Here is a 22,112-nt window from a genome sequence, read left to right as displayed (position 1 = left end):
TCTCACTTCCCCCGCTTGGCCGCGGCCGCATCACGCCCGGATGCCGCCGAAGGTTCGTGGGTGCCCGCGAAGGTCTCCTCATCCATGAGCTCGCCGCTCTCGTGGGAGATGGTGATCATCTCGCGCTCACCGCGCCAGATCTGGATCGCGGCCTGCGCGCACCGGTACGCCAGCAGCGCAAGGCCAAGGGGCAGGATGAAATAGACCACCCAGCGGTGGACGCGGGCCTGCATGCCGAAGGCATGCTGCGCCCATTCGGGATAGCGCAATTCATGCAGGCCGATCCCGGTGTTGAAGGTCCGCAGCCAATAGCTGTAGGCCCCGCCGCTGGTGGGAAGGCCGAACAGCTGGAGCCAGTCGGCGGCGAAGAAGATGGCGGCATAAAGCACGCCGCATAGCGCGCCGAAGATGGCGAACGCCCGGAATATCGGCTTGGGAAAAGCCCGCACGAACGTATCCACGCCAAGATGCGACCCGATCTTCACGCCATAGGACATCCCGAACAGGATGAGCCAGGCGAACAGGATGCGGGTGAACTCAAGAGCCCCGAGCCAGCCGGTGTTGAACACATAGCGGGCGACGACTTGCGCGAACGAGGTGAGCACCATGGCGCCCATCAGGAACGCGATGATTATGCGTTCCACGCGATCGACACTCTGACCGAACCTGCCCATTTGTCGTATCCTTAGGAATACAGATAGCGCCGCCCGCACCGCCAAGTCCCAGGGACTGGCAAGTCTCCATGACCGGCAGGCGGGACTCTTCAAGCGATGTCGGCGTTCGAGGCGGCAGGCCCGCAACGCGTGGGCAGGCACGGCCAGGCTGCCTCCGGGCGCCTGTGGGCAGCCGCGCCGCGCGCCGCCACGGGGGCGGCGCGCACCGCCTCGGTTCAGGGGGTGTTGGAGGCCACGGCCGCCTGGATCACATCGGCCCCGATGCCGCTCTCGAACTGCTTCCAGACCGGCTTGACGACATCGACCCACCGCTGGCGCTGCTCGGGCGAAAGATGACGCACCTTCACGCCGGCATCGATGATGCGCTGCTTGCTCTGGTCATTGATCGCGGTTGCTTTCTTATTGTATTCCTCCGCGACCTCGTTGGAGATTTTCAGGAACTGAGCGCGCACATCCGGAGAAAGCTTGTCCATGAACTTTTTCGACGTCACAAGGATGTAGGTCAGGAACTGGTGATTTGTCTCGGTGATGCCGTCCTGAACTTCATAAAGTTTTCCGGTATAGATGTTGGACCAAGTGTTTTCCTGGCCATCGACGACGCCGGTCTGCAAGGCGCCGAACACCTCGCTCCAGGCCAGCGGTTGCGCGGTGGCACCGAGGGCGCTGATCATGGCGATGGAAACGTCGGAGGTGGTGGCGCGGATCTTCAGACCCTTGAGGTCCTTCGGTTCCAGCAAGGGGCGATTGGCCGACCACGCGCGCAGGCCGTTATAGAGATAGGTCACGCCGACGAAGCCGTTGCTCTGCATGGACTCCAGCAGCTTCTGACCCACCGGGCCGTGGGTGAAGCGGGAAACCGCATCGGTGTCCTTGAACAGGAACGGCAGGTTGAAGACGTCGAACTTCTTGGTGTAGGCGCCAAGCTTGCCGATATCGGGCGAGGCCAGCTGGACGTCGCCGATGGCCAGCGCCTCCATCACCTCGTCGTCATTGTAGAGCTGGGAACTCGGATAGACCTGCATGCACAGCTTGCCGTTCATCTCGGCATTGATGCGCTTGGCCAGGGCGACCGCCATCTCTCCCTTTGGATTTCCGGTGGGCGCGCTGACGTGACTGTATTTGATCACGGTCTCGCCGGGCTGGCACTGTTCCTGCGCCATGGCACTGCCGCACAGCAGTGTTGCCGCGACTGCGGCCAAGACGATCGGCTTCATGTTTCCTCCTCGTGAATATCTTCACGCGATTTGTTTTTTTGGACGTGGCGCCGGTTCGGGCGTCCGCCTGTTCATTGCCGCGCACAGGCCCTGAACACCGCCGGGGCCGGCGCGGATATGAGAATGGAACCGCGACGGGGCGAACCAATTGCGACAGGTAAGCGCTTCGGTCGAAGGCGTTGAGGCGCTCCACTGCACGGACAAAAAAGCCGCGCGAAATGGTGCGCCCCCTCACGGAACTGACGAAAACTCAACACGTCTCCCCGGCGATGTCAATATGATTGTATTACTGAAATAAGGTCGATATTGTGCCTGCGTCACACACAGCTCCGCACCGGCGGCCGGTCCCTCGCCCCGGCGGAGCATTCTTCCCCGTGCGACAGCGACCGCCAGAAGGCGGCGTGCGGCCACCATCGGGTTGGAGGAAATCTTGAGCAAAACATTCGGCTTCATCGGTCTCGGCAACATGGGCATGCAGATGGCGGGACGCCTTCTGGACGCTGGCTGCACGCTCGTCGTCTTCGACACGCGCGAGGACGCGGTTCAAGCCTTCGTCGACCGCGGCGCCGTGCGCGCCACATCGCCGGCGGACGTCGCCTCCAAGGCCGAAACCATCTTTCTCTCCCTGCCGACGCCACCGATCATCGAGGCGGTCGCCATAGGGGAAAACGGCCTTGCCGCCGGCACCCGGGTCAAGCGCATCGTGGACCTCTCCACCACCGGCCCGGACATGGCCGCGAGCCTCGCCGAGCGGATGAAGGCGAAAAACATTGTGTGGATGGATTCCCCGGTCAGCGGCGGCGTCGGGGGGGCCAAGGCGGGCACGCTCGCGGTCATGTTCTCCGGCCCCAAGACGGATTACGACGATTTGATGCCCGAGCTGACGGTGATCGGAAAACCCTTCTATATCAGCGAGAAGCAGGGGCTCGCCCAGACCATGAAGCTGGTGAACAACCTGCTTTCGGCGGCCGCCATGGCGCTGAGCTCGGAGGCCCTGGTGATGGGCGCGAAGGCCGGCATCGACCCCACGGTGATGGTCAACGTGATCAATGTGGGCAGCGGCCGCAACACCGCCACGCTCCAGAAATTTCCCCAGTCCATCCTGCCGGGCACGTTCGACTACGGCTTCTCCACCGGGCTTATGAACAAGGACGTGCAATTGTTCATGCAAGAGGCCAAGGCCATGGGCCTGTCCCTGGAGGCCTGCGACGTGGTGGCCAAGCTCTGGGCGGAGGCGGTGCGCAAGCTCGGCTTTGAATCCGACTTCACGAAGATCGTCACCTTGGTGGAAGACGAGGCGGGCGTGAAGGTGCGCAGCGCCTCCTAGAGCACGTTCGGCGAACACCGGTTCGCCGAAAAAGCCGGTGCCAGCGGTGCCGCGTGGATGCACGGGACAAACCCATGCATGACGATGTCTCCCGCAACGGCGTCGAACCGGGAATGTCGATCGGTCTTAGAGAGTTTTCGACCAAAGGCGCGTCGTCTTTCGCATCGTCGTGGCCGGGCTTGTCCCGGCCATCCACGCCGGCCGGTCGCGCGCCCCGGGGGCCACCCTGCGCGGAGCCGGCGTTTTAATATTACAATCATACAATATTATTCTAATCTCGCCCTTACACCTTGCCCCGTCGCGCACCGACCCGCACAGCGCGGGCGATGCCAGCGGCGGCGCGCTCACGCATAAGCGGCGGGTGTGCGGCGGCGGCGCTTGTCCTCGCGCCCGTCCATGGAGAACGTGTGCATGGCGGCGGCAGCCGCCCGGCGGACATGGTCCATGGCGATGGCGCGCGCCTTTACGGGGTCACGCTCGTCGAGGGCGTCCATCAGCGCCTGAAGCTCGCTCAAGCTCTGGTTCCAGCGGTTGGGCGCCTGGAGCGATTGGGCGCGCAGCAACATGGTGCGCGAATTCAGCATGAACAGGGCCTTGCCGAGGGCATCATTGCCCGAACCGGCGATGAGGCATTGATAGAATTTGTTCTTCAAGGTCACGCGCTTGACCGCCAGTTCCTCGCTCTTCACCTCCTCGAAGGCGGCATGCAGGTCGCGATACTGCTCTTCCGAGGCGTGGGCGGCGAACAATTGCGCGGCGAGCCCTTCCAGCACCTCGCGCACCTGATAGACCCCGATCGCCTGGGCGGCGGTGATGCGGGCCACCACCGGTCCCTTGTGGGCGACCACCTCGATCAGGCCCTCGGATTCCAGCTGGCGCAGCGCCTCGCGCACCAAGGTCCGGCTCACGCCGGTCATCTCGCACAGGTCGCGCTCGGGCATGCGCTCGCCGGGACGGAACCGGCCCGCGGCGATGGCCTGGCGGATGCTTTCAGTCACGCTGTGCCGCAGCAGCGCCGCCGGCCGCGCGACCAAGAATTCCTTGTCAAATTCCCTTGCTTCACTCATCCGCCGTACTTTTCTCTTGTCTCACGCCGAAGCACTGGACCAACCCGGCACCACGGCCCGATGAATCAAATATTGGCGTCACTGGTGGCGCCTGTCCAGAACCCGCGAATACAAACCGATTGTCTGTCTGAACATGATCTTATACCCGAAAATCTCGGCGTGCGCATCGCTCTCGCGTCCCCGACACGGGCGCGCGAGGCGTCCCGGCTCGGCCGCCCCAACGAAGCGTCGCCAGGTATTTGCCTCCCGAGCCTTTGGCCAGACCGAGCCCCCTCGTCCACTTCAGCCGGGCGAAATATAGACCGCGGTGGGCAAATATACCGGCGGGCCGACCGCTGAATTGGGCGAGGGTTATTCCCGCTTTACTTGCGATGGCCGCGCCTATCCCTACGCCCGCCTCGCCCCGGCGCGCGCATCAGGCCGCCTGCTCCCGGTCGCGGATCGCCTGGACCGTGGCGAGCACGCGCTGGGCCCGGAAGACGATGGGATAATCCACGAACTTGCCGTCGAGCTGGAACGCGGCCTCACCCCGCGCCTCGGCTTGCGCGAATGCCTCGACGATGCGCCGCGCCATGGCGATTTCGGCGTCGCCGGGCGTGAACACCGCGTTGACCACGGGAATCTGCGCCGGATGGATGCACATCTTGCCCTGGAAGCCCGTGCCGGCCACAAACGCGGCGGAGCGCTTCAGCCCCTCCGCATCGTCGAGCCGAACCCAGACGCTGTCGATGGGCGGCTCCAGATCGGCGGCGCGGCAGGCGGCTACGAGGCTGGCGCGGGCGTGGGCCAGCTCGCCCTCATGGGCGGTCCAGTTCATGTTGGTGTCGAGGGCGAAGTCTCCCGCACCGAACGCGAAGCGCCGCACGCGGGTGCCGGCAGTGACGATTTCCGCAAGATTGGCGAAGCCCTTGGCGGTCTCGACGATGGGCAGCAGGTCGATGCCGCGTTCGGGCAGGCCGTGCTGGCGCTCCAACTGGGTGAGGATCCAATCGGCCGCGAACAGGTGCCGCGCCGATTCGATTTTCGGCAGCATGATGCCGTCGACCCCGGGGCGCACCACGGCGGCAAGGTCGCCGAAGCAGAACGGCGTGTCCATGGCGTTGACGCGCACATAGCCGGCGCAGCGGCGCGGCCGGGCGAGGGCCTCCACCACCAGCGGGCGCGTGGCGCTCTTCTCGCTGACGGCCACCGCATCCTCCAGATCGAGGATGACCGCGTCCGCCCCCACTTCGAAGGCCTTTTCGACTCGGCGGGCGTGATTGCCCGGCGCGAAAAGCATCGTGCGAAGCGGCATGGGACGGCTCCTGGAAGGTCAGATGCAAGGGCGTGGGGCGCGATGCGCGAAATCCGGGCCGACCTTAGCCGCTTCTTTCCGCCCCTTGCGATACAGTTTGGCGCGGCGGCGGATATCTCCAGGTTATGCCCCGCCGTCAGCGCGCGGCAGAGCATTTTCGAGCGAAGTGGGCACCGGTTCAGGTGAAAAAATGTGACACCGCAATGAGTTAGAGCATTTCAACGTTTCCGTGAGACGATGAAATGCTCTCTCCACCCCTGAAGCGGGGAAAGGCGCTTAGCTGCGCGGGCCACGACCGCGGGTCCCTGCTTGGCGCGCCAGGTGGGCGGTCACCGCCGCGACCGGCTCCGCCCAGGCGGCGCTGCGCGGCTGGCGGAACAGACGGACGCTGGGATACCAGGGGGTGTCGGCGCGTTCCCGCAGCCAGCGCCAGTCCGGCGCGAACGGCAACAGCACCGAGACCGGCCGGCCCATCGCGCCCGCCAGATGCACGATGGACGTATCCACGGCGACGATGTCGTCGAGGATCTCCAGGATCGCCATGGTATCGGTGAAATCGACGATTTCGGCGGCGAGGTTGATCAGCGGCGCCGCGCCATAATATTCCGCAACCTGCGCCATCGCCGGCCCCATCTGAAGCGACACCAACGCGGTCCGTGGCAGGCGGCCGAGCGGGGCCAAGGTCCGAAGGCTCATGGAGCGGTTGAAGTCATTGCCATGGGTCGGCCGTCCGGCCCACACCACACCCACGCTCTGGAAGTCCTGCGGAACTAGCTCGGCGAGCCGGGCGCGCCAGTGTTCCACTTTGGCCGGATCGGCGCGGACATAGGGCACCGGCGCCGGAATGCTCTCCAACGCCGTGCCGAACAGCCGGGGAAGGCCCGACAGCGGGCAATAGGCGTCGAAGGCCGGCGCATGCTCCCACCGGTCGAAATATTGGGTGATGCCGCCTTGCTGCAGCACGATCGGCTTCATCTCCGAACTGCACGCCATGATGAGATTGGGACAGAGCCGGGCCACATCGCTGACATAACGGCAGAACTGGATGGTATCGCCGAAGCCCTGGTCGCCGATCAGCAGCAAGGTGCCCTCGGGCATGGGCTGGCCATCCCATTGCGGCTTGTCCTTGAGCGGCAGCAGCGGCTGCGAGCTGGGCAGGTCGAACCGCCATTCATATTCGCGCCAGCCCTCGGCGAACTGCCCATCCACCAGCAGGGCTTCCGCCAGCTCGAAATGCGCCGCCGCCATGGCCGGGTCCAGTTCCAACGCGCGGCGCGCATAATGGATGGCGGCGTCGATTTCCATGCGGTCGTAATGGATGACGCCGAGATTGTAATTGGCGCCCGCGTCGTCCGGCGTCAGCTCCACCGCCCGGCGGCCGTGAAACACGGCCTCGTCGAGGCGGCATAGGCCGCGATAAATCTCGCAGATGTTGCGGTGAAACAAAGGGTGGTCCGGAGCCACGGCAAGCGCCCGTTCGAGCCGGTCGAGGGCCTCCTGGGGCCGCTGGCGCCGATGGGACAAAATGGCGCCCTGGTGCAGCGCTGGAGCATAATGCGGCATGGCCTGAAGCACCTGGGCGAGTATCCGCTCGGCCTCCTCCAGTCGTCCGGCCTGCTCGTGGGCCTCAGCCTCCGCCAGCCAGCCGTCGACGGTGCGGGTGATCCCCTGCGGACCGCTCGCCAGCACCTGCGGGCCAAAGACGCCCTCAGGACCCCGCACCAGGCCGGCCGTGCCGGATCCCGCTGGATGAGCCGGCCCCCCGCTAGCCATCGATCGTATAGCCGAGGCGCGCGATCACCGGCTCCAGCATCGCAATCACCGGCGCCAGATGCTTGAGATAGAAGCGATAGCGATAGCGCGAATGGTCATAGAGCTTCTCGGTCACCTGGGCATAGCTGGCGGTGCGCGCATAACGCCTGTTCTCGTGGAATTGCAGGCACCTTTTGTCGAACGGAAGGTCGGCGAAAGCGAGCATGCGGCGCACATGCGCCTCCTGGTCGTCGACGATGTCCTCATAGCGGACCGCCAGATATTTCAACGTCATCTCGCGCCGATAGTGATCCACGAGATCCATCACCAGCAGATAGTGCTGCGCAATGGTTTCCAGCGCATTGGCGCAGTAAAAGCCATGGGTGAGATGATTGGAATAGACCGACAGGACAATATCCAGCGGGTGGCGCAGCACATGGATCAGCGGCGCATCCGGGAACATCAGGGCGATGAGGCCCATATGGGTCTCGTTCAGCGGCATCTTGTCGGTGAAGCGGGTGGCGCCCGGCTCCATGATGCCCGATTGGCGCGCGCGCTGAAGATAATAATCGCGCAGATTGTCCAGTCCCTCGCATTGATCGCCCATCCACAGATCGGCCAGCGCCTCGGGATAGGCCAGCGGGCTGTTGAGCATGCGCGGCATCAGATTGGCGATGTCGTGGACGAAGGTCAGCTCATCACCCGCGGATACCTTGGGATGGGCGGAAAGCGTCTGCTCCACCATGGTGGTGCCGGAACGCGGGAAGCCAAGGATGAACACGGGGCGCGGCCCACTCTCCACCGGCTTTGCCCGGGGCACGATGCGCAGGCGGCCGGCGGTGAAATAGGCCTTCAGCCGGGCGGCGAGATCGGCGGCATGCTCGGCCATATAGATTGTGCCGCTCACCGCCACATTCTGGCGCTTGCCGGCATCGAAAGCCGCAAAGGCCTCGTCGTAGCGGCCCATCTTGTCGAGCAGGCGGCCTTTCTCCAGCATCTCATTGGTGCCGAGCCCGCCGCCAGGGCTGCGCTGCTCGATCCGATCGAGGATCGCCAGCGCCCCGTCATAATCCTTGGCGCGGCCGCGCACGATGGCGCGGTTCAGGAGGATGCTCGGATGGTCGGGCGCGATCGCCCCCGCCTGGTCCAGCAAAGCGTCGGCACGGGCGAAGTCGCGGTCGGTCTCCTCCATGCGCGCCCAGCCCAGCAGGGTTTGGAGCACCGCCGGGGCGGCGGCCGCGGATTCTTGATAAAGCGCACGGGCCTCGGCCATCTTGCCCTGGTTCTTCAGATTCCAGGCGAGATTGGCGAGGAGGATCGGCGGGCGGTGTCCAAGCAGGTCCAGCGCGCGCCGATAATGAAATTCGCCGACCTGGGGCCGGTTGGCCTCGGTCGTGACCATGCCCATGAGATTGTGCGACTGCGGATCGGCCGGCGCGATGCGCACCGCGTTGCGGGCGTGAACCTCCGCCTCGGCAAGGTCACCCTTGCCGAACAGCAGCAGGGCCAGTTCCTGGGTCGCCCAGACATTGTTCGGGTCCAGCATCACCAGCCGCCGCACCAGCGCCTCGGCCGCCGGCAGCGCGCCCTGCGCCTTGCGGATCTGATAGAGGATGGCGAGTGCACCGCCCTGCCCCGGCGCCAGCTCCAGCACCTCCAGGCAGAGCCGTTCCGCCTCCACGATCGCGCCGCGCGCGTGGCTGGCGATCGCCTGGTCCACCACCGGCAGCAGATGCCGGCTCGCCGCCGCCGGCCCGAGCGTGCGCAGGTCCAGCTGGCAGCAGCGCACTGGCCGTAAGCCGCTGCCGCAGACACAGAGATTGGGATGCAAGGCGTTCATGGGCCGAATGTCCTGAATCCTGGCGGGGTGTCAACGCCGCTGGCGGCGCGCGTCCTTTTCAGAACGACCAGGAGAACACGCCCGTCACCGCATTGTCCTGCACCACGTTGGACACGGTGCCACGGTATGAGACTCCCAGCTTCACGCTGTCGCTGAGCTTCCAATCGGCGCCAAGCTCCACCAGCGCCGCATCGCGCGCCAACGCCGCTCCGGTCACGCTGAAATCAATTCCGGTGGTGCTGAAGGCGAGATTTGCCGCCGGGTCGAGATCGCCATAGGCGTGCTGCCAGGCGAGCATCATGCGCGGCACCAAGATGATGCCGTTGTCGAGCGCCCATGTGGTGCCGATCCGCAGTCCGAGCGTCGAATAGGTCAGGTCGGCGGAGGCGCTATTCAGCCTGAGCGCCGCCGCGCCGCCGATCTCGTTCGCGCTCCCGGTATTCAGATGCACATAGGAGAGGCCGGCAAACGGCTCCAGCGCGAAGGCGTTCCAGCTGAAGCCATAGCCCAATTCGCCGAACATCTGCGCGGTCTGAGCGCTATAGCTAGAACTGAGCGTGTTGCTGAAGCCGGGGAACAGCACCTGCCGGTCCATGTCCACGTCGCTCCAATTATAAGCGCCGCCGAACCGCACATTGAGCTGCCCGAAGGCCCGGCCGGCATAAAGGCCGAGGCTGTAGGTGCCGACCTGCGCCGAACTGGCACGGTCGGGAATGGAGATATCCGTGGTGGCATAGCCGCCGCCGAGGCCAACCCGCCAGTCCTCGCCGACGCGCGCATCGAGGCCGGTGAGGAAGCCCGAGCGATCATGGCTGACAGCCGCCGCATTGCCGTTGCCGTTGATGTCGCCCCAGCCGCCGAACGCTTCGCCCCAGGCCATGAGACGCGAGGCGCCTGCATCGGCCGTGGTTGCCGGGTTCGAAGCCGTGCCGCGCGTGACGTTTGAGCCGGAGCTGGCGGTGACCGGGCCGCCCGCACCCAACGCCGCCATCGCGCCGCCCGCATCCTTATAGGCGTCCTGCCGCAGCCGGTTGAGCAGGGTTTGTGGCACCACCCGGGCATCGTCCAGCAGCGCTGAGCTGACGCTCGCATAGGCCTCGCCCGACAGCAGGGTGAAGGCGGTGCGGGCGCCGGCGACGCTCTGCCCCACCACCGCCTGATAAAGCGCCGAGCCCGATCCCCCGGCCTCCACGGCATTGGCGGTGTTGAACTGGTTCCGCGTCATCGCCACGCTGGAGAAGCGCACCGGCTGCGCGCCGGTCGAGAGCGTCAGCGTGACCGCCGTTGGCCCGTAGTTGACTTGCGGGATGAGGAAGGCGAGATCGGTGGTCACGCTGTCGAACTGCCCGCTCAGGGTCGTGCTGGTCAGGATCGAATAGCTGGTGGAGGGTTGATAGGACCCCGTGGCCGCCAGCACCGAGAGCGTTCCGCCCAGCGTCGCCGCGCCCGTCACCAACAGGCGTGAGCTTTGGCCGGCGGGGTTGACCGCCACCTGCAAGTTCCCGCCGGCGGTCTGCACGAACGTTCCGTTGAGTTGCAGCGTGCCGCCCGCGCCGCCCGGCTGCAACGTGCCGGAATTGGTCACCGCGCCGATGCTCCAATTGCCCGAGGCGGTCCAGGACGCGCCGCTGGCGATGGTGAGCGCGCTGCCGGCACCGAAATTCGCGATGGTGCTGGATAGGGAGCCGGTGCCGGCGAGGGCAATGCGCCCTGCGCCCGCGCCGCCGTCAATGGCGCCGTTCAGCACCGAGCCGGTGGTCAGGGTCAGGTCGTTCACGCCGCTGCCGAACTGCACCGCAATGCCGCCAGTACCGGTGATGGTGCCGCTGTTGGTGACGCTGGCCCCGGTGCCGGTGAACAGCAGACCGATCGTGCCGCCGATCGTGCCGGAATTGGTCAGGCTCGCAGCGCTGCCGAGGGCGAGGCCGGCGATGGCATCATCCAGAATCGTGCCGGAATTGACCACGGTTCCGCCGGTGCCCACCACGACGCCATAGGTGCCGCCCTCAATGAAGCCGGTATTGGTCAATCTGCCGCCGGGGCCGAGATCGACGCCGGTGTCGGCGATACCGATGATGGTGCCGCTGTTGGCGATGGTGCCACTGCCACTCACGCCGTCGATGAGACCGACCAGCATCCCGCCATTGGTGAAGCTGCCGCTATTGGTGAAGCTGCCCGCGCCAGTGATGGAGCCGAAATTGGCCATGCCGCCGGAATTCACCAGCGTGCCGTTGTTGATGAACGCGCCCGTGTTGATCAGCGTGCCGCTGTTGCCGATCGATCCGCTGCTGGTGAGCGTGCCGGAATTGACGAAGCTTCCGCTGTTCGCCACGTGCCCGCCGATGGTTGAGGCGGCATCCACCGAGACCAGGCCGGACGTGTTGAGGGTCGCGCCGGCATCCACCTGCAGCCTGCCGTTCAGGGTGCCCAGGCTGGTCAAGGTGCCGGAAATGATCACCGCATTGGTGATGGTGGTGGTGGCATCCAGGGTCTGATCGGCGTCGAGGAACGCCACGGCGCTGAAGCCGATGGCCTCAACGTCGGACAATTGCGCACCGCTTTGGACCGCCAGCGTATTCACGCCGAGCGTGCCGTCGGCGATGCCGATCAGCAGGCTGCCGCTCTCCAGGATCAGGAGGTTGGTGCCGCCCGCGAACGCCACCGCGGTGCCGCCGGCGCCGGAGATGGTGCCGAAATTGTCGATCGTCCCGGTGGCGCCGCCGGAGAATTGCACCCCCACGCCCACCACGCCGGTGGCCTCGATGGTGCCGGTATTGGTGATGTGCGCGGTGCCGCCGGTAACCGCGATGCCGGCCTCAAAGCCACTCAGGAGACCGCTGTTGGTGACAAGGCCGCCGGCCGCCAGAGACACGCCGGTTCCGCCGACGCCCTGGATGGTGCCGGAATTTGTCAGCGTGCCGGCGCCGGAGAAAACAACACCGTCCTTGCCGCCACGGATCAGGGACGTGGCACCTGTGTTGGCAATGGTGCCGCCCGCCAGGCTGATTGCGGTGCCGGTGCTGTCGGTCGCGCGGATGGTGCCGGCATTGGTAACGATATTGCCGCCGCTGCCGCCGGAAATGCCGGCGAGCGCACCGACGATCTGTCCGCTGGCCTGGTTGTTCACCGAACCCGAGCCGCCGAGGGCCACACTGGCGAGGACGCTGCCGCTGTTGGTGAAACTGCCGCTATTGGTGAGGCTTCCGGCGCCGCTGATGGTGCCGCTGTTCGACAGCACGGCCGCGTTGGCGAGATGTCCGCTGTTCAGCAGATCCCCGAGATTGGTCAAGACGCCCGAATTGACCAGGCTGCCCTCGTTGGACAGCGTGCCGCTGCTGGTGAGCGTGCCGGTATTGGTCAAGGCGGCACCAATAGTGAAGGTGCCGGAATTGGAGATCGACCCGGCGTTGGTGGAGGCGGCATCCACCGACACCTCGCCGCTGGTGATCAGCGTCGCGCCGAGGGCGACATTGACCGCGCCGTTCAGCAGGCCCTCATTTGTCAGGGTGCCGGCGATCACCGTGGGATTGGTGATGGTCGAGCCCGCGTCGATCACCTGCGTGGCATCGATGAAGCCGACATATTGGAAGCCGAGGGCGTTGACGCTGCTCAGCATCGCGTTGTCGCGCACGATCAGCGTGTTGGTGCCGAGGCGCCCGTCCGCCGTCCCGACGAGCGTGCTGCCGCCCTCCAGGATCAGGAGGTTGGTGCCGCCCGCGAAGGCGACCGCGGTGCCGCCGGCCCCGGAGATCACCCCGTAATTGTCGATGGTGCCTGAGCCGCTGCCGCTGAACAGCACGCCCACGCCGGCCGTGCCGGTGCCCAGGATGGTGCCGGTATTGGTGATGGTCGCGGTGCCGCCGGTGACCGCGATGCCCGCCGCCCCGCCGCTGATGGTGCCGCTGTTCGAGACCGAGCCACCAAGGGCCAGCGCCACGCCATAGCCGAGCACCCCGACGATGCTGCCGAGATTGAGCACCGCTCCAAGCCCGCCGAGCGAGACGCCGGTCGTGCCGCCCGAGATCAGCGCGCCGCTGGTGGAATTATTGACGCTCGCCGCCGATGTCAGCTGGATGCCGATACCCGCCGTGTCGCTCGCGACAATGGTGCCGGCGTTGGTGACGCTTGCGCCGCTGCCGCTGATCGCCGCCATCAGGCCGCTGATCCTGCCGCCGGCCTGATTGTCCACGACCCCGGCCCCGGCGAGGGTCACGGTGCCGGAAATGCTGCCGGAATTGTTCAGCCGTCCGGAATTCGCAAACGTGCCGGACGCGGTGAGCAAGGTGCCGGTGTTGGTCAGCGTGCCGCTATTGGACAGGCTGGTGAGCGCATGGGTGTCGTTGTTGGTCCAGGATGCCCCGGCGTCCACTGTCACGATCTGGAAATTGGTGAAGCTCAGCGTCCCGGTGCCGGAGACGAAGGCCAGCGTGTTGGTCCCCGCGCCGCCGTCCACCGCTCCTGAGAAGGCCGCGCCCAAAAGCAGGTTCAGCACGTCGTCGCCGCCGGCGAACTGCACCGCGGTGCCGCCCGTGCCGATAATCGTGCCGCTGTTGGTCACGGTGGCATTGAAGGCGCCGGAGAAGGCAAGGCCGGTGGCGCCGGTAATGGTGCCCGCATTGGTCACGTTCGCCGGACCGCCGGCAATATAGGCGCCGGTGAGCGTGCCGGAAATCAGCCCCGAATTGGTGTTCGTAATGCTGCCGCCGGCCAGCAGCGAGATGCCGCGCACACCGCCCGAAATCTGCCCGTCATTGCTCACTGTGCCGCCGCCGCCGGCCACGCGAATGCCGTGCATGCCGCCGTGGATGCTGGAGGCGCTGCCCTGGTTGGTGATGCTGCCGCCGGCGGACAGATAGAGGCCGCTGCCGCTGGTGCCGATGATGGTTCCGGCATTGGTCAGCGTGCGCGCCGCGCCGCCGGTGCCCATCACGCCGTCGCTCGCTCCCTGGATCAACGCGCCTGCGGCATTGGCCAGCACACCCGCGCCCGCCAGGGTGACGGTGCTCAGCACCGTCCCGCTATTGAGCACGGTGCCGTCATTGACGATGGTATTGAGATTGCTGAGGGTGCCCGAATTGATGAGGGTGCCGGAGTTCGTAATGGTGGCGAACGTCTCGGTTCCCGTGACCGTCCAGTTGGCGCCCGCGTCGATCTGGAGGATCTCGAAATCAACGAAGCCGCCGGCCGACCCGCTCCCGGACACGATCTCGACCGTATCCGTCCCCGCGCCGCCCTGGACGCTGCCAGTGAAGAGCGAACCGGACAGGATCTGCAGCAGGTCGTCGCCGGCGCCGAATCGCACCGCCGTGCCGCCGGTGCCGATGATCGTGCCGGAATTGGCCAAGGTGTTGCTGAACGTGCCGGGGTCGAACCTCACGCCGATGCCGGCGGTACCGGTTGCCGTGATGGTGCTGGAATTGGTCACGGTGCCCGCGGCACCGGCGATCTCGATGCCGTATTGCACGCCGGAAATGGTGGCCAATGTCCCGCTATTGGAGACCGTGCCGCCCGAATCCAGGCGCACGCCGCTCATCCGGGTGCCGAGGATGGTGCCGGAATTGGTCACCGTGCCAGGCACGCCGAGGTCATATAGGTCTTCGATGGCAAGGCCCGTATAGCCTGAAATCAGGGCTGTGGACCCGGTGTTGGTGACGCTGCCGCCGGCCCGCAGCAGCACGCCGAGAATCTCCGCGTCCGCCGGCAGAACCCCGCCGCCATCATAGGTGCCGGCAATAATGCCTTCATTGCTCACCGCGCCCGGCGCGAGGGACATCAGGACGCCGATTTCGCCGCCGGTGATGGACGCAAAGGTGCCGCTGTTGGTGACTACCCCGCCGGACACCAGATAGATGCCGTCGGCGGTGGCGCAGGTGCCGCGAACAATACCGGAATTGTTGACGGCAACCGCGCCGTTGATCCCGGTGATGCCGCTGCAGCCGCCCTCGATCACGCCGGAGAGCGCATTGGTGACAGTGCCGCCGAACAGCAGCATGATGCCGTCGCCCAATCCGCCGGAGATTGAACCCTCGTTGGTGACGGTGCCGGCGGCGGACTGAACATACACGCCGGCAACGTCGCCGGAGATGCGGGACCCGGAGCCGTAATTGCTCACGCTGCCGCCATCCATCAGCGCCACGCCGATGCCGTCGTCGCTGGTGACGGAGCCGTAATTGATCACCGTGCCGGCCGCGCCCTGGGCAGAGATTGCGGCCATACCGCCGGAGATGAAGCCGGACGCGAAATTGGTGACGGATCCGCCGGCATCCAGGCGAATGCCCACCCCTAACGCCGCCCCGAGGATGCTGCCGGAATTGGTGATGGTGCCGAGGCCATCCTGGGTGTTGATGCCGATGCCTGCGGCGCCGGTCCCCTCGATGGTGCCCTGGTTGGAGATCGACACCGACATCTCATTGGTGGTGGTGCCGTTGGAGATCAGAATCCCCGCCAGCGCCCCGCTGATGAGCGAACGGGTGCCGAAATTGATGATGTCGCCGTTGGTGGTCTGGTCCGCGCCGACCCCGACGCTGGCGATGATGGTGCCCTCGTTGCGCAGCAGCGAACCGGCATTGCGCAATTGGACACCCGCCAGCGTGCCTTCGATCCGCGCGCTGGTGCCGACATTGGTCACGGTGTCGGTATTGAAGCTGTAGACGCCGACGCCGCCGGGGCCGGTGGCCCTGATGATGCCGAGATTGGTCAGCGTCCCGCCGAACATCATGATGCCGTAGCTGACACCCGAGATCGTGCCGGTGGCGGCATTGTCGATGATGTTGGCGCCGCCGTTCGAGCGAATGCCGTTCACGGACGTGCCGGTGATGGTTCCGGCGTTGGTGATCGTGCCGGTTCCAAGCTGAATGCCGGAAGCGCCGGAAATGGTCGCGCCGGCATGGTTGGTCACCGTGCCGTTGTCGATATTGACGCCGTATCCGCCAGAGCTGGAGATCAGGCCATAATTGGTCACCGTGGCGAGGGCACCTTCGGTCCAGGCGAAATTGACGCCACCCGCAGCGCCGGTGATGGTGCCGGTGGCCGCATTGGTCACGCTTCCGGCGCCGTCGTCGATCAGAACCCCGACGCCGGACGTGCCGGTGATCGTCCCGGAATTGGTCACCGTTCCATTGTCATTGCGGATGGCGATGCCATACGAGCCGCCGATGGAGGAGGCCGTGCCGGTGTTGGCGACGCTCCCACCGGCGGACAGGTTCACGCCCGTGCCACCCGCCGAGATGCTTCCCGCATTGGTGACGGCGACCGCGCCAGCCCCGCTCACGCCATCGCCGCTGGCGGTGAGCGTGCCGCCCAATTGGTTATCCAGGGTGCCGCTGCCAGACAACGTCACCGTGCCGGCGACGCTTCCGGAATTGGTCAAAAGGCCGGAATTGTTGAGGACCCCGGACGTGGTCGTCAGCAGGCCCGCGTTGATGAGCGTCCCGCTATTGGCCAGCGTGCCGCTGTTGGTGAGGGACACGCCGGACGCAATCGTATTCGCGCCGGTGAAAATCCAGCTCGCCCCGCTGTTGACCGCCACCTGGCCGAAATTGACGAAGCTGGCGCTGCCAAGGCCCGTGAAGCTGCCGCCGGTGCCGTCGAAGGCAAGCGTATTGGTCCCGGTCCCGCCATCCACCGCGCCGATGAAGGTGGCACCGGCCTGGAGCGTCAGCAGATCGTCGCCGGCGCCGAAAGCAACCGCCTTGGTGATGCCGGAGATGGTGCCGCTATTGGTCAGTGTATTGTTGTAGGTGCCCGCGGCAAACTGGATGCCGGTCGTCCCGCCCACGATCTGTCCGGCGTTGCTCACACTGGCAGCGCCGCTAACGATTGTGATGCCGCTGCCGCTGGAGGAAATCAGCGATGCGCTACCCGAATTGGTGATGGTCCCGCCATTGCCCAGATAGACGCCGTAAGCGGAACCTCCGCTGATGGTGCCGGCATTGGTCACCGTTCCCGCGCCACCCGTGATGGCGACGGGAGTATAATCGCTCAGGATTTTCGCGGCCGTGCCCTGGTTGGTGACGGTGCCGCCCTGCAGCAGGAACAGCGCAATCCGGCCCGAGATCGTGCCCGCGTTGATAACTTCACCCGTCGCGCCCGCCAAAGCCAGGACGCCGACGCCGGTCGTCGAGCCGGTCAGCACGCCTCCGGCGAGATTGGTCAACACGCCGGTGCCCGACAGCGTCACTTCACCCGTGATGCTGCCGGAATTGCTCATCACGGCGCCGTTGATCAGCTGGCCGGTGGCGTTCAACGTGCCCGCATTGATGAAGGTGCCGGAATTGGTGAACGTGCCGCCGGCGCCGATGGTCATGGTGCCGCTGTTGGTCATGGACAGCGTGGAGGCAACCGTATTTGTGCCGGTAAAGGTCCAGTTGGCGCCCGCGACGACGCTCGCCAGCTCGAAATTGATGAATCCCGAACCGCCCAGCCCCGTGAAGCTGGCAGCTGAGGTGCCGCCGAATTCCAGCGTGTCGGTGCCGGCACCGGCATCCACCACACCGCTGAAGACGCCGCCTGGCAAGAGGCGCACCAGATCGTTGCTGGTGCGGTCGAACCACACTGCGGTGCCGCCATTTCCGATGATGGTGCCGCTATTGATCAGCGTATTGGTGACGCCCATCATATTCACCACGACCCCGACGCCGGTCGCGGTATCGGTGCCGATGATGGTGCCGGCGTTGATGATGGTCGTGCCAGTGCCATATGTGTTCAGAACATGAGCACCGATGTTGCGGCCGCTGATCGTCCCGCCCGTGGCATTGGTGAGCGTGCCGCCGCTTTGCAGATAGAGGCCTTGGTTGGTCGGACCGAGGATCGTGCCGTAATTGGTCACGGTTGCAACCGCGCCGCCGCTGGTGAACCAGGCACCGACACCGGAGGTCGAGGTGATCATGCCCCGGTTCAGCAGGGTGCCCGCCCCACGGCTGATGACGCCGAACTGCGCGCCCGAGATCAGACTGGCGGAAGAGGAATTGGTGATGGCGCCGCCATTGGAAAGCACCACCGCCGCTTGCGGATAAAGGCCGGTGCCGATTATGGCGCCGTCATTCACCACGGTTCCCACACCGCCGGAAATCCGCACACCGGTCACGCCGGAGATATAAGAGGCAGTCCCGGTGTTGGTCACTCGGCCGCCCGCCGCCAGGGACACACCGACGCCGGAGGCGCTGGTGATGTTGCCACTGTTGTTAACGGAGCCGCTTTGCCCCGTCATGCTGACACCGAATGCACCGCCGAGGATCGTCGCGGCGGGCACGGTATTGAGAACCGTCCCGCCGTTGGTCATGGCGATGCCGGTGCCGGACGCACCGGAATAGATCGTCCCCGTGTTGAGGATTTGTAAGGACGAAGTTACACGTATCCCCTGACCATCAGCATCCCGCGCGCCGATGGTCCCGCTGTTCTCGATCGAACCATCGGCATTCAGGAAAATGCCAACGAAGCCGCCGGTAATCGTACCGGTGGCATTGTTGGTTATGGTGCTGGTGTCGTTCGCGCGGATGCCGGCGCTATCATAATTTCCCGTTCCCGAGCCGGTCCCGGTGATCTCTCCGCTATTGGTCACCGAGCCATTGATCTGCACGCCCCCGACGCCGGAGATCACCGCCCCAGCATTATTGGTCACAATGCCCTTGTCGAGATTGACGCCCCAGGCACCGGCACCGGTGATGTGACCGCTATTGGTCACGGTCGCAGTACCCCCAAGGGTTCCTGCGAAATTCACGCCGGAAGAGGTCCCCGATATGACGCCGGTCGCGGCGTTGGTGACGCTGCCGGCGCCGTAGGACACATAGACGCCATCGGTGGAGGTTCCGTGTATCGCCCCGTCGTTGACAATGATCAGATCACCATTGTTTACGGCGATACCATAGGTCCCGCTGATCGAGGAGGCCGTGCCCGTATTGGTAACGCTGCCTCCATTGGCGAAATAAACGCCGGCCCCGCCGCTTCCGGTGACGGACCCCTGGTTGGCCAACGTCCAGACATGTGTCGCATTGCCCAGCACGGCGATGCCCGAGGTGTTGCCGATGCTGGTCGAATACGTGATGAGGAAGCTGGTGTTCTGGGCGGGATCAAGGGCGAGATCGACGCCCGTCGTGGTGGTGGTCAGCGTGGTGGTCTGTGCGAAGGCAGGGCCAGGCAGCGAGACGCCAAGGCAGATGGCCATCGGCGCGAGACACAGTGCCCCGGTCGCGCACGTACTCAACAGCGCGCGCAGGTGAGGCGCGTTCGCGTGGGACGCGCGCGTATGCGCGCCCTTCGGCAAGGCTGTGGTCCAGGGATCCGCAGTCCGACCCATACAGCGTTCCCCAACCCCGGTATCTTCCCCCGGCCAGGGCCGAAGCACACTTCACAAGTCATCCTCGCCAGCGCGATAGCCGGCGAGACCTCGCGTCCCGCTACCAGCGGGATCGACCTCATCACTCTTATAGAATTAGCAAAAAGACTCCATCGGCAAATTCATCCACGCCGCAATGCTTCGTTATTTTTCAGACGCTTCGGCCACGCCAATCTGGCATCTTAATACCGTTCGGATAAACTTCCGCTGAGCTCGGCTCATGCCACCAGATTCAAAATCGGGTCGAATCGGCATGCCGCCTTCCCACAGGGACTGGTCCCCGTCGCACGACGGGTCGATACGCCCCTGCGATGCCTCGTTTCGGCGAATCAGCGCTGCGGCCAGGATTGCGCCGGCGGAAGCCGCCAGACCATGCGAGGCGACCACGGGCCGCTCACAGGCCGGAGGATTTCAGAAAATTAGAAAGCTGCCGGGCGGCTTCCTCGGAAGCATCGGCAGTGTCTTGTTCGGCAGCCCAGATCAAGCGTTCGATGGTTCGGCGGATGCCGTTGGATTGCCGCCCCTGAAAGGTGCGGATCATGAACAAAGCCGCCTCGTGCAGCGTGACGAGAGTCTCGCCCTCATCGCCTTGCACGGAAACCGGGAGCGGCAGCTTTCGATTCCAATTGGCCATGCCAGAGGAACGCGGCCGATGCCCATTGGTTGCACCACGATTGCGCGCGCGCCTGACGCAGGCGCCGCGCGGACAGCCTCACAGCGCGGCGCGCATCATTTCCAATCGATTGCGGAAGGCGACCAGCGCCTCGGGCGCGTCCGCATCCAGGCCCGAGAGCAGGAACTCGCCCAGGGCGTCCGCATCCTTCTCGTGCAGGAACCCCATGGCTTCATCGAGCGAGGCGACTTCGCGATCCTCGGTGCCGATGACGAGGCGCAGGGACGCGGGAGCAGGGGTGGTACGGGAAAACGAGCCCATCGTGGTTCCTTCCATTCCGATCGCCGCGCGCCATGCGCCGGCCGATTGGTAAACGCACCATTTCCGCTGCGGTTCCGGCCAAGAAAAAGCCCCGCCTCTCAAACGAGGGGCGGGGCTCCATGAAACGGCAGAATCGCGGGGTTCAGCGCTGATCCGGATTGCGCTTCTGGTCGGGCCGCTGCGGGTCTGACCCATGCTGGCCTTGGCCCGGCTGGCCTTGGCCGCCTCCGGTCTGGCTCTGCTGGCCGGAGCCGGGCTTCTGCCCGCCCTGCTGGCGATTGTGCTCGTCCTGAGCGCGCTGGCGCTCCTGGTCCGTCCGATTGCGATCTTGGGGATTACGATCTTGGGGATTGCGGTCGTTGGGATTGCCCATGGGACGTTTCCTTGTGGTTGAGGGGAAAGCCTCCTGCCTCATCAACCGACGGACGTCCGGGCCGTTCCAGCTCGGCGGCAAATAAAGCCGGCGAAATAAAAAGCGCCCGGCCCACTCCGGCCGGGCGCGAAGGTTCAACGCGCTGCGAGATATCCGAGCACGAAGCCGACGGCGCCGGCCACCAGCAAGGCGGGGAACGGCTGATCCTCCACCTGCCGCGTGATCTTGCGGCCACCCGCGCGCACCGCGTCGGCGGTATCGCCCAAGGCGCGCTGGGCGGAGCCGGCTACCTGATCATAGACACCCTCAGCCTTCAACGATCCGTTGCCGGTAACGGCTCCGGCGGCTTCCTTGATGCGCCCGCCCGCCTCGGTGGCCGCGCCCTTTAGCGTAGTCTCGGTCATGGTTCGCTCCTTGCGTATCCCGGAGAGAAACGGGAGCTGGGGCGGCAAGTTCCTTATGCGGGCGAGAATGACGCAACACTTGGGAACGCCCGCGGCCAGGAGACCGGAAGCCTCGCCTTGTGGCCCTCGCCTTTCACCGCTAGAACGCGAAGATGAAGGGCGCTCGATGACCAATCCCCTCGTCCGCAGGCTTGAGCATTACGATCAGGTTTCAAGCGAGGAACGCCAGCTCCTCGAAAGCATCACCACGCACGTCATCTCGATTCCCGCCGGCACGGACGCGGTGAAAGAGGGCCAGCGGCCGGGCGTCAGCACGCTCCTGCTGGATGGCCATTGTGCGCGCTACAACCTCACCGAGGACGGGCATCGCCGCATCACGGCCCTGCATATCGCGGGCGATTTCGTGGATCTGCACGGCTTCGTGCTGCGCAAGATGGACCATAGCGTGGGCGCCCTGACCGATTGCGCGTTCGCCTGCGTCAATCATGCCGTCGTCAAGGAGATCACGCGCAGCCATCCCCATATCACGCGCCTGTTCTGGCTCAGCACGCTGGTGGATGCGGCGGTGCACCGGCAATGGCTCGCCATCTCGCACGCCTCCGCCGCCAAGCGGGCGGCGCATCTGTTCTGCGAACTGCTGGTGCGCAAGCGCACGGTCGGCCTCGCCATGGGCGACAGCTATTACTTGCCGATCACGCAAGTGGACCTCGGGGACGCGCTGAGTATTTCCAAGGTGCATATGAGCCGCACCATGAAGGAACTGCGCGCAAAGGGTCTCATCACCTGGGAAGAGGATCGCCTGACCATTCCCGATTGGGACGCGATTTCCGCCTTCGCCAATTTCGACCCGACCTATCTCAGCCTGTCGAAGGAGCCGCGCTGAACCCGCCGCCGCGGGCA

The 22,112-nt window shown here is 65.4% G+C and carries 13 protein-coding genes; 2 read left to right on the top strand and 11 right to left on the bottom strand.

Annotation, left to right across the window (positions count from 1 at the left end; genetic code table 11):
- Positions 1 to 2 precede the first annotated feature (2 nt).
- Both V5G24_RS03670 and V5G24_RS03665 read right to left on the bottom strand, forming a co-directional pair.
- Positions 3 to 674, bottom strand: coding sequence for a TRAP transporter small permease (locus V5G24_RS03670; protein WP_394079660.1), 672 nt, complete (start codon positions 672 to 674; stop codon positions 3 to 5).
- Positions 675 to 889: 215 nt separating this feature from the next.
- Entirely contained in the window at positions 890 to 1,888 is a 999-nt protein-coding gene (locus V5G24_RS03665) for a DctP family TRAP transporter solute-binding subunit (RefSeq protein ID WP_394079658.1), read from the bottom strand.
- Positions 1,889 to 2,315: 427 nt separating this feature from the next.
- Between V5G24_RS03665 and V5G24_RS03660 the strand changes: the two genes are divergently transcribed.
- Entirely contained in the window at positions 2,316 to 3,215 is a 900-nt protein-coding gene (locus V5G24_RS03660; RefSeq protein ID WP_509292316.1) for an NAD(P)-binding domain-containing protein, read from the top strand.
- Between the two features lie 344 nt (positions 3,216 to 3,559).
- Here the strand turns inward: V5G24_RS03660 and V5G24_RS03655 are convergent, their stop codons facing one another.
- From V5G24_RS03655 to V5G24_RS03615, 9 genes are all read right to left on the bottom strand, one after another.
- Positions 3,560 to 4,282: a GntR family transcriptional regulator gene (locus V5G24_RS03655; protein ID WP_394079656.1), complete on the bottom strand. Its 723-nt coding sequence runs from the start codon at positions 4,280 to 4,282 to the stop codon at positions 3,560 to 3,562.
- A gap of 415 nt (positions 4,283 to 4,697) precedes the next feature.
- Positions 4,698 to 5,576, bottom strand: coding sequence for an HpcH/HpaI aldolase/citrate lyase family protein (locus V5G24_RS03650; RefSeq protein ID WP_394079654.1), 879 nt, complete (start codon positions 5,574 to 5,576; stop codon positions 4,698 to 4,700).
- Between the two features lie 276 nt (positions 5,577 to 5,852).
- Positions 5,853 to 7,298 (bottom strand): tetratricopeptide repeat protein, encoded by a 1,446-nt coding sequence (locus V5G24_RS03645; protein ID WP_394079652.1) that lies wholly within the window; start codon positions 7,296 to 7,298, stop codon positions 5,853 to 5,855.
- Between the two features lie 43 nt (positions 7,299 to 7,341).
- The gene (locus V5G24_RS03640) at positions 7,342 to 9,168 is read right to left on the bottom strand and encodes a tetratricopeptide repeat-containing sulfotransferase family protein (protein WP_394079650.1); all 1,827 of its coding nucleotides are present in this window, start codon (positions 9,166 to 9,168) and stop codon (positions 7,342 to 7,344) included.
- A gap of 58 nt (positions 9,169 to 9,226) precedes the next feature.
- Positions 9,227 to 19,330: a hypothetical protein gene (locus V5G24_RS03635; RefSeq protein WP_394079648.1), complete on the bottom strand. Its 10,104-nt coding sequence runs from the start codon at positions 19,328 to 19,330 to the stop codon at positions 9,227 to 9,229.
- Positions 19,331 to 19,895: 565 nt separating this feature from the next.
- A complete protein-coding gene (locus tag V5G24_RS03630) occupies positions 19,896 to 20,042 on the bottom strand; it encodes a hypothetical protein (protein ID WP_394079646.1) in 147 nt (48 codons plus the stop codon).
- Between the two features lie 171 nt (positions 20,043 to 20,213).
- Complete coding sequence (locus V5G24_RS03625) at positions 20,214 to 20,450, bottom strand: hypothetical protein (RefSeq protein ID WP_394079644.1); 237 nt, start codon at positions 20,448 to 20,450, stop codon at positions 20,214 to 20,216.
- Positions 20,451 to 20,577: 127 nt separating this feature from the next.
- A complete protein-coding gene (locus V5G24_RS03620) occupies positions 20,578 to 20,808 on the bottom strand; it encodes a hypothetical protein (protein WP_394079642.1) in 231 nt (76 codons plus the stop codon).
- 134 nt (positions 20,809 to 20,942) lie between these two features.
- Positions 20,943 to 21,212: a CsbD family protein gene (locus V5G24_RS03615; RefSeq protein ID WP_394079640.1), complete on the bottom strand. Its 270-nt coding sequence runs from the start codon at positions 21,210 to 21,212 to the stop codon at positions 20,943 to 20,945.
- A gap of 166 nt (positions 21,213 to 21,378) precedes the next feature.
- Between V5G24_RS03615 and V5G24_RS03610 the strand changes: the two genes are divergently transcribed.
- The gene (locus tag V5G24_RS03610) at positions 21,379 to 22,095 is read left to right on the top strand and encodes a Crp/Fnr family transcriptional regulator (protein ID WP_394079638.1); all 717 of its coding nucleotides are present in this window, start codon (positions 21,379 to 21,381) and stop codon (positions 22,093 to 22,095) included.
- Positions 22,096 to 22,112 lie beyond the last annotated feature (17 nt).

It is taken from the genome of Roseixanthobacter finlandensis (genome assembly GCF_043195105.2).
Taxonomy (GTDB): domain Bacteria; phylum Pseudomonadota; class Alphaproteobacteria; order Rhizobiales; family Xanthobacteraceae; genus NCEH01.
The sequence above is the reverse complement of the archived record's forward strand: the minus strand, read 5'-3'. Positions and strand labels throughout refer to the sequence as shown.

What these genes read in the sequence shown, in the direction of transcription:
- V5G24_RS03650 (WP_394079654.1), bottom strand. Translation starts at nt 5,576, where the DNA reads ATGCCGCTTCGCACGATGCTTTTCGCGCCGGGCAATCACGCCCGCCGA.
- V5G24_RS03625 (WP_394079644.1), bottom strand. Translation starts at nt 20,450, where the DNA reads ATGGAAGGAACCACGATGGGCTCGTTTTCCCGTACCACCCCTGCTCCC.
- V5G24_RS03670 (WP_394079660.1), bottom strand. Translation starts at nt 674, where the DNA reads ATGGGCAGGTTCGGTCAGAGTGTCGATCGCGTGGAACGCATAATCATC.
- V5G24_RS03640 (WP_394079650.1), bottom strand. Translation starts at nt 9,168, where the DNA reads ATGAACGCCTTGCATCCCAATCTCTGTGTCTGCGGCAGCGGCTTACGG.
- V5G24_RS03655 (WP_394079656.1), bottom strand. Translation starts at nt 4,282, where the DNA reads ATGAGTGAAGCAAGGGAATTTGACAAGGAATTCTTGGTCGCGCGGCCG.
- V5G24_RS03620 (WP_394079642.1), bottom strand. Translation starts at nt 20,808, where the DNA reads ATGGGCAATCCCAACGACCGCAATCCCCAAGATCGTAATCCCCAAGAT.
- V5G24_RS03615 (WP_394079640.1), bottom strand. Translation starts at nt 21,212, where the DNA reads ATGACCGAGACTACGCTAAAGGGCGCGGCCACCGAGGCGGGCGGGCGC.
- V5G24_RS03630 (WP_394079646.1), bottom strand. Translation starts at nt 20,042, where the DNA reads ATGATCCGCACCTTTCAGGGGCGGCAATCCAACGGCATCCGCCGAACC.
- V5G24_RS03665 (WP_394079658.1), bottom strand. Translation starts at nt 1,888, where the DNA reads ATGAAGCCGATCGTCTTGGCCGCAGTCGCGGCAACACTGCTGTGCGGC.
- V5G24_RS03610 (WP_394079638.1), top strand. Translation starts at nt 21,379, where the DNA reads ATGACCAATCCCCTCGTCCGCAGGCTTGAGCATTACGATCAGGTTTCA.
- V5G24_RS03635 (WP_394079648.1), bottom strand. Translation starts at nt 19,330, where the DNA reads ATGGCCATCTGCCTTGGCGTCTCGCTGCCTGGCCCTGCCTTCGCACAG.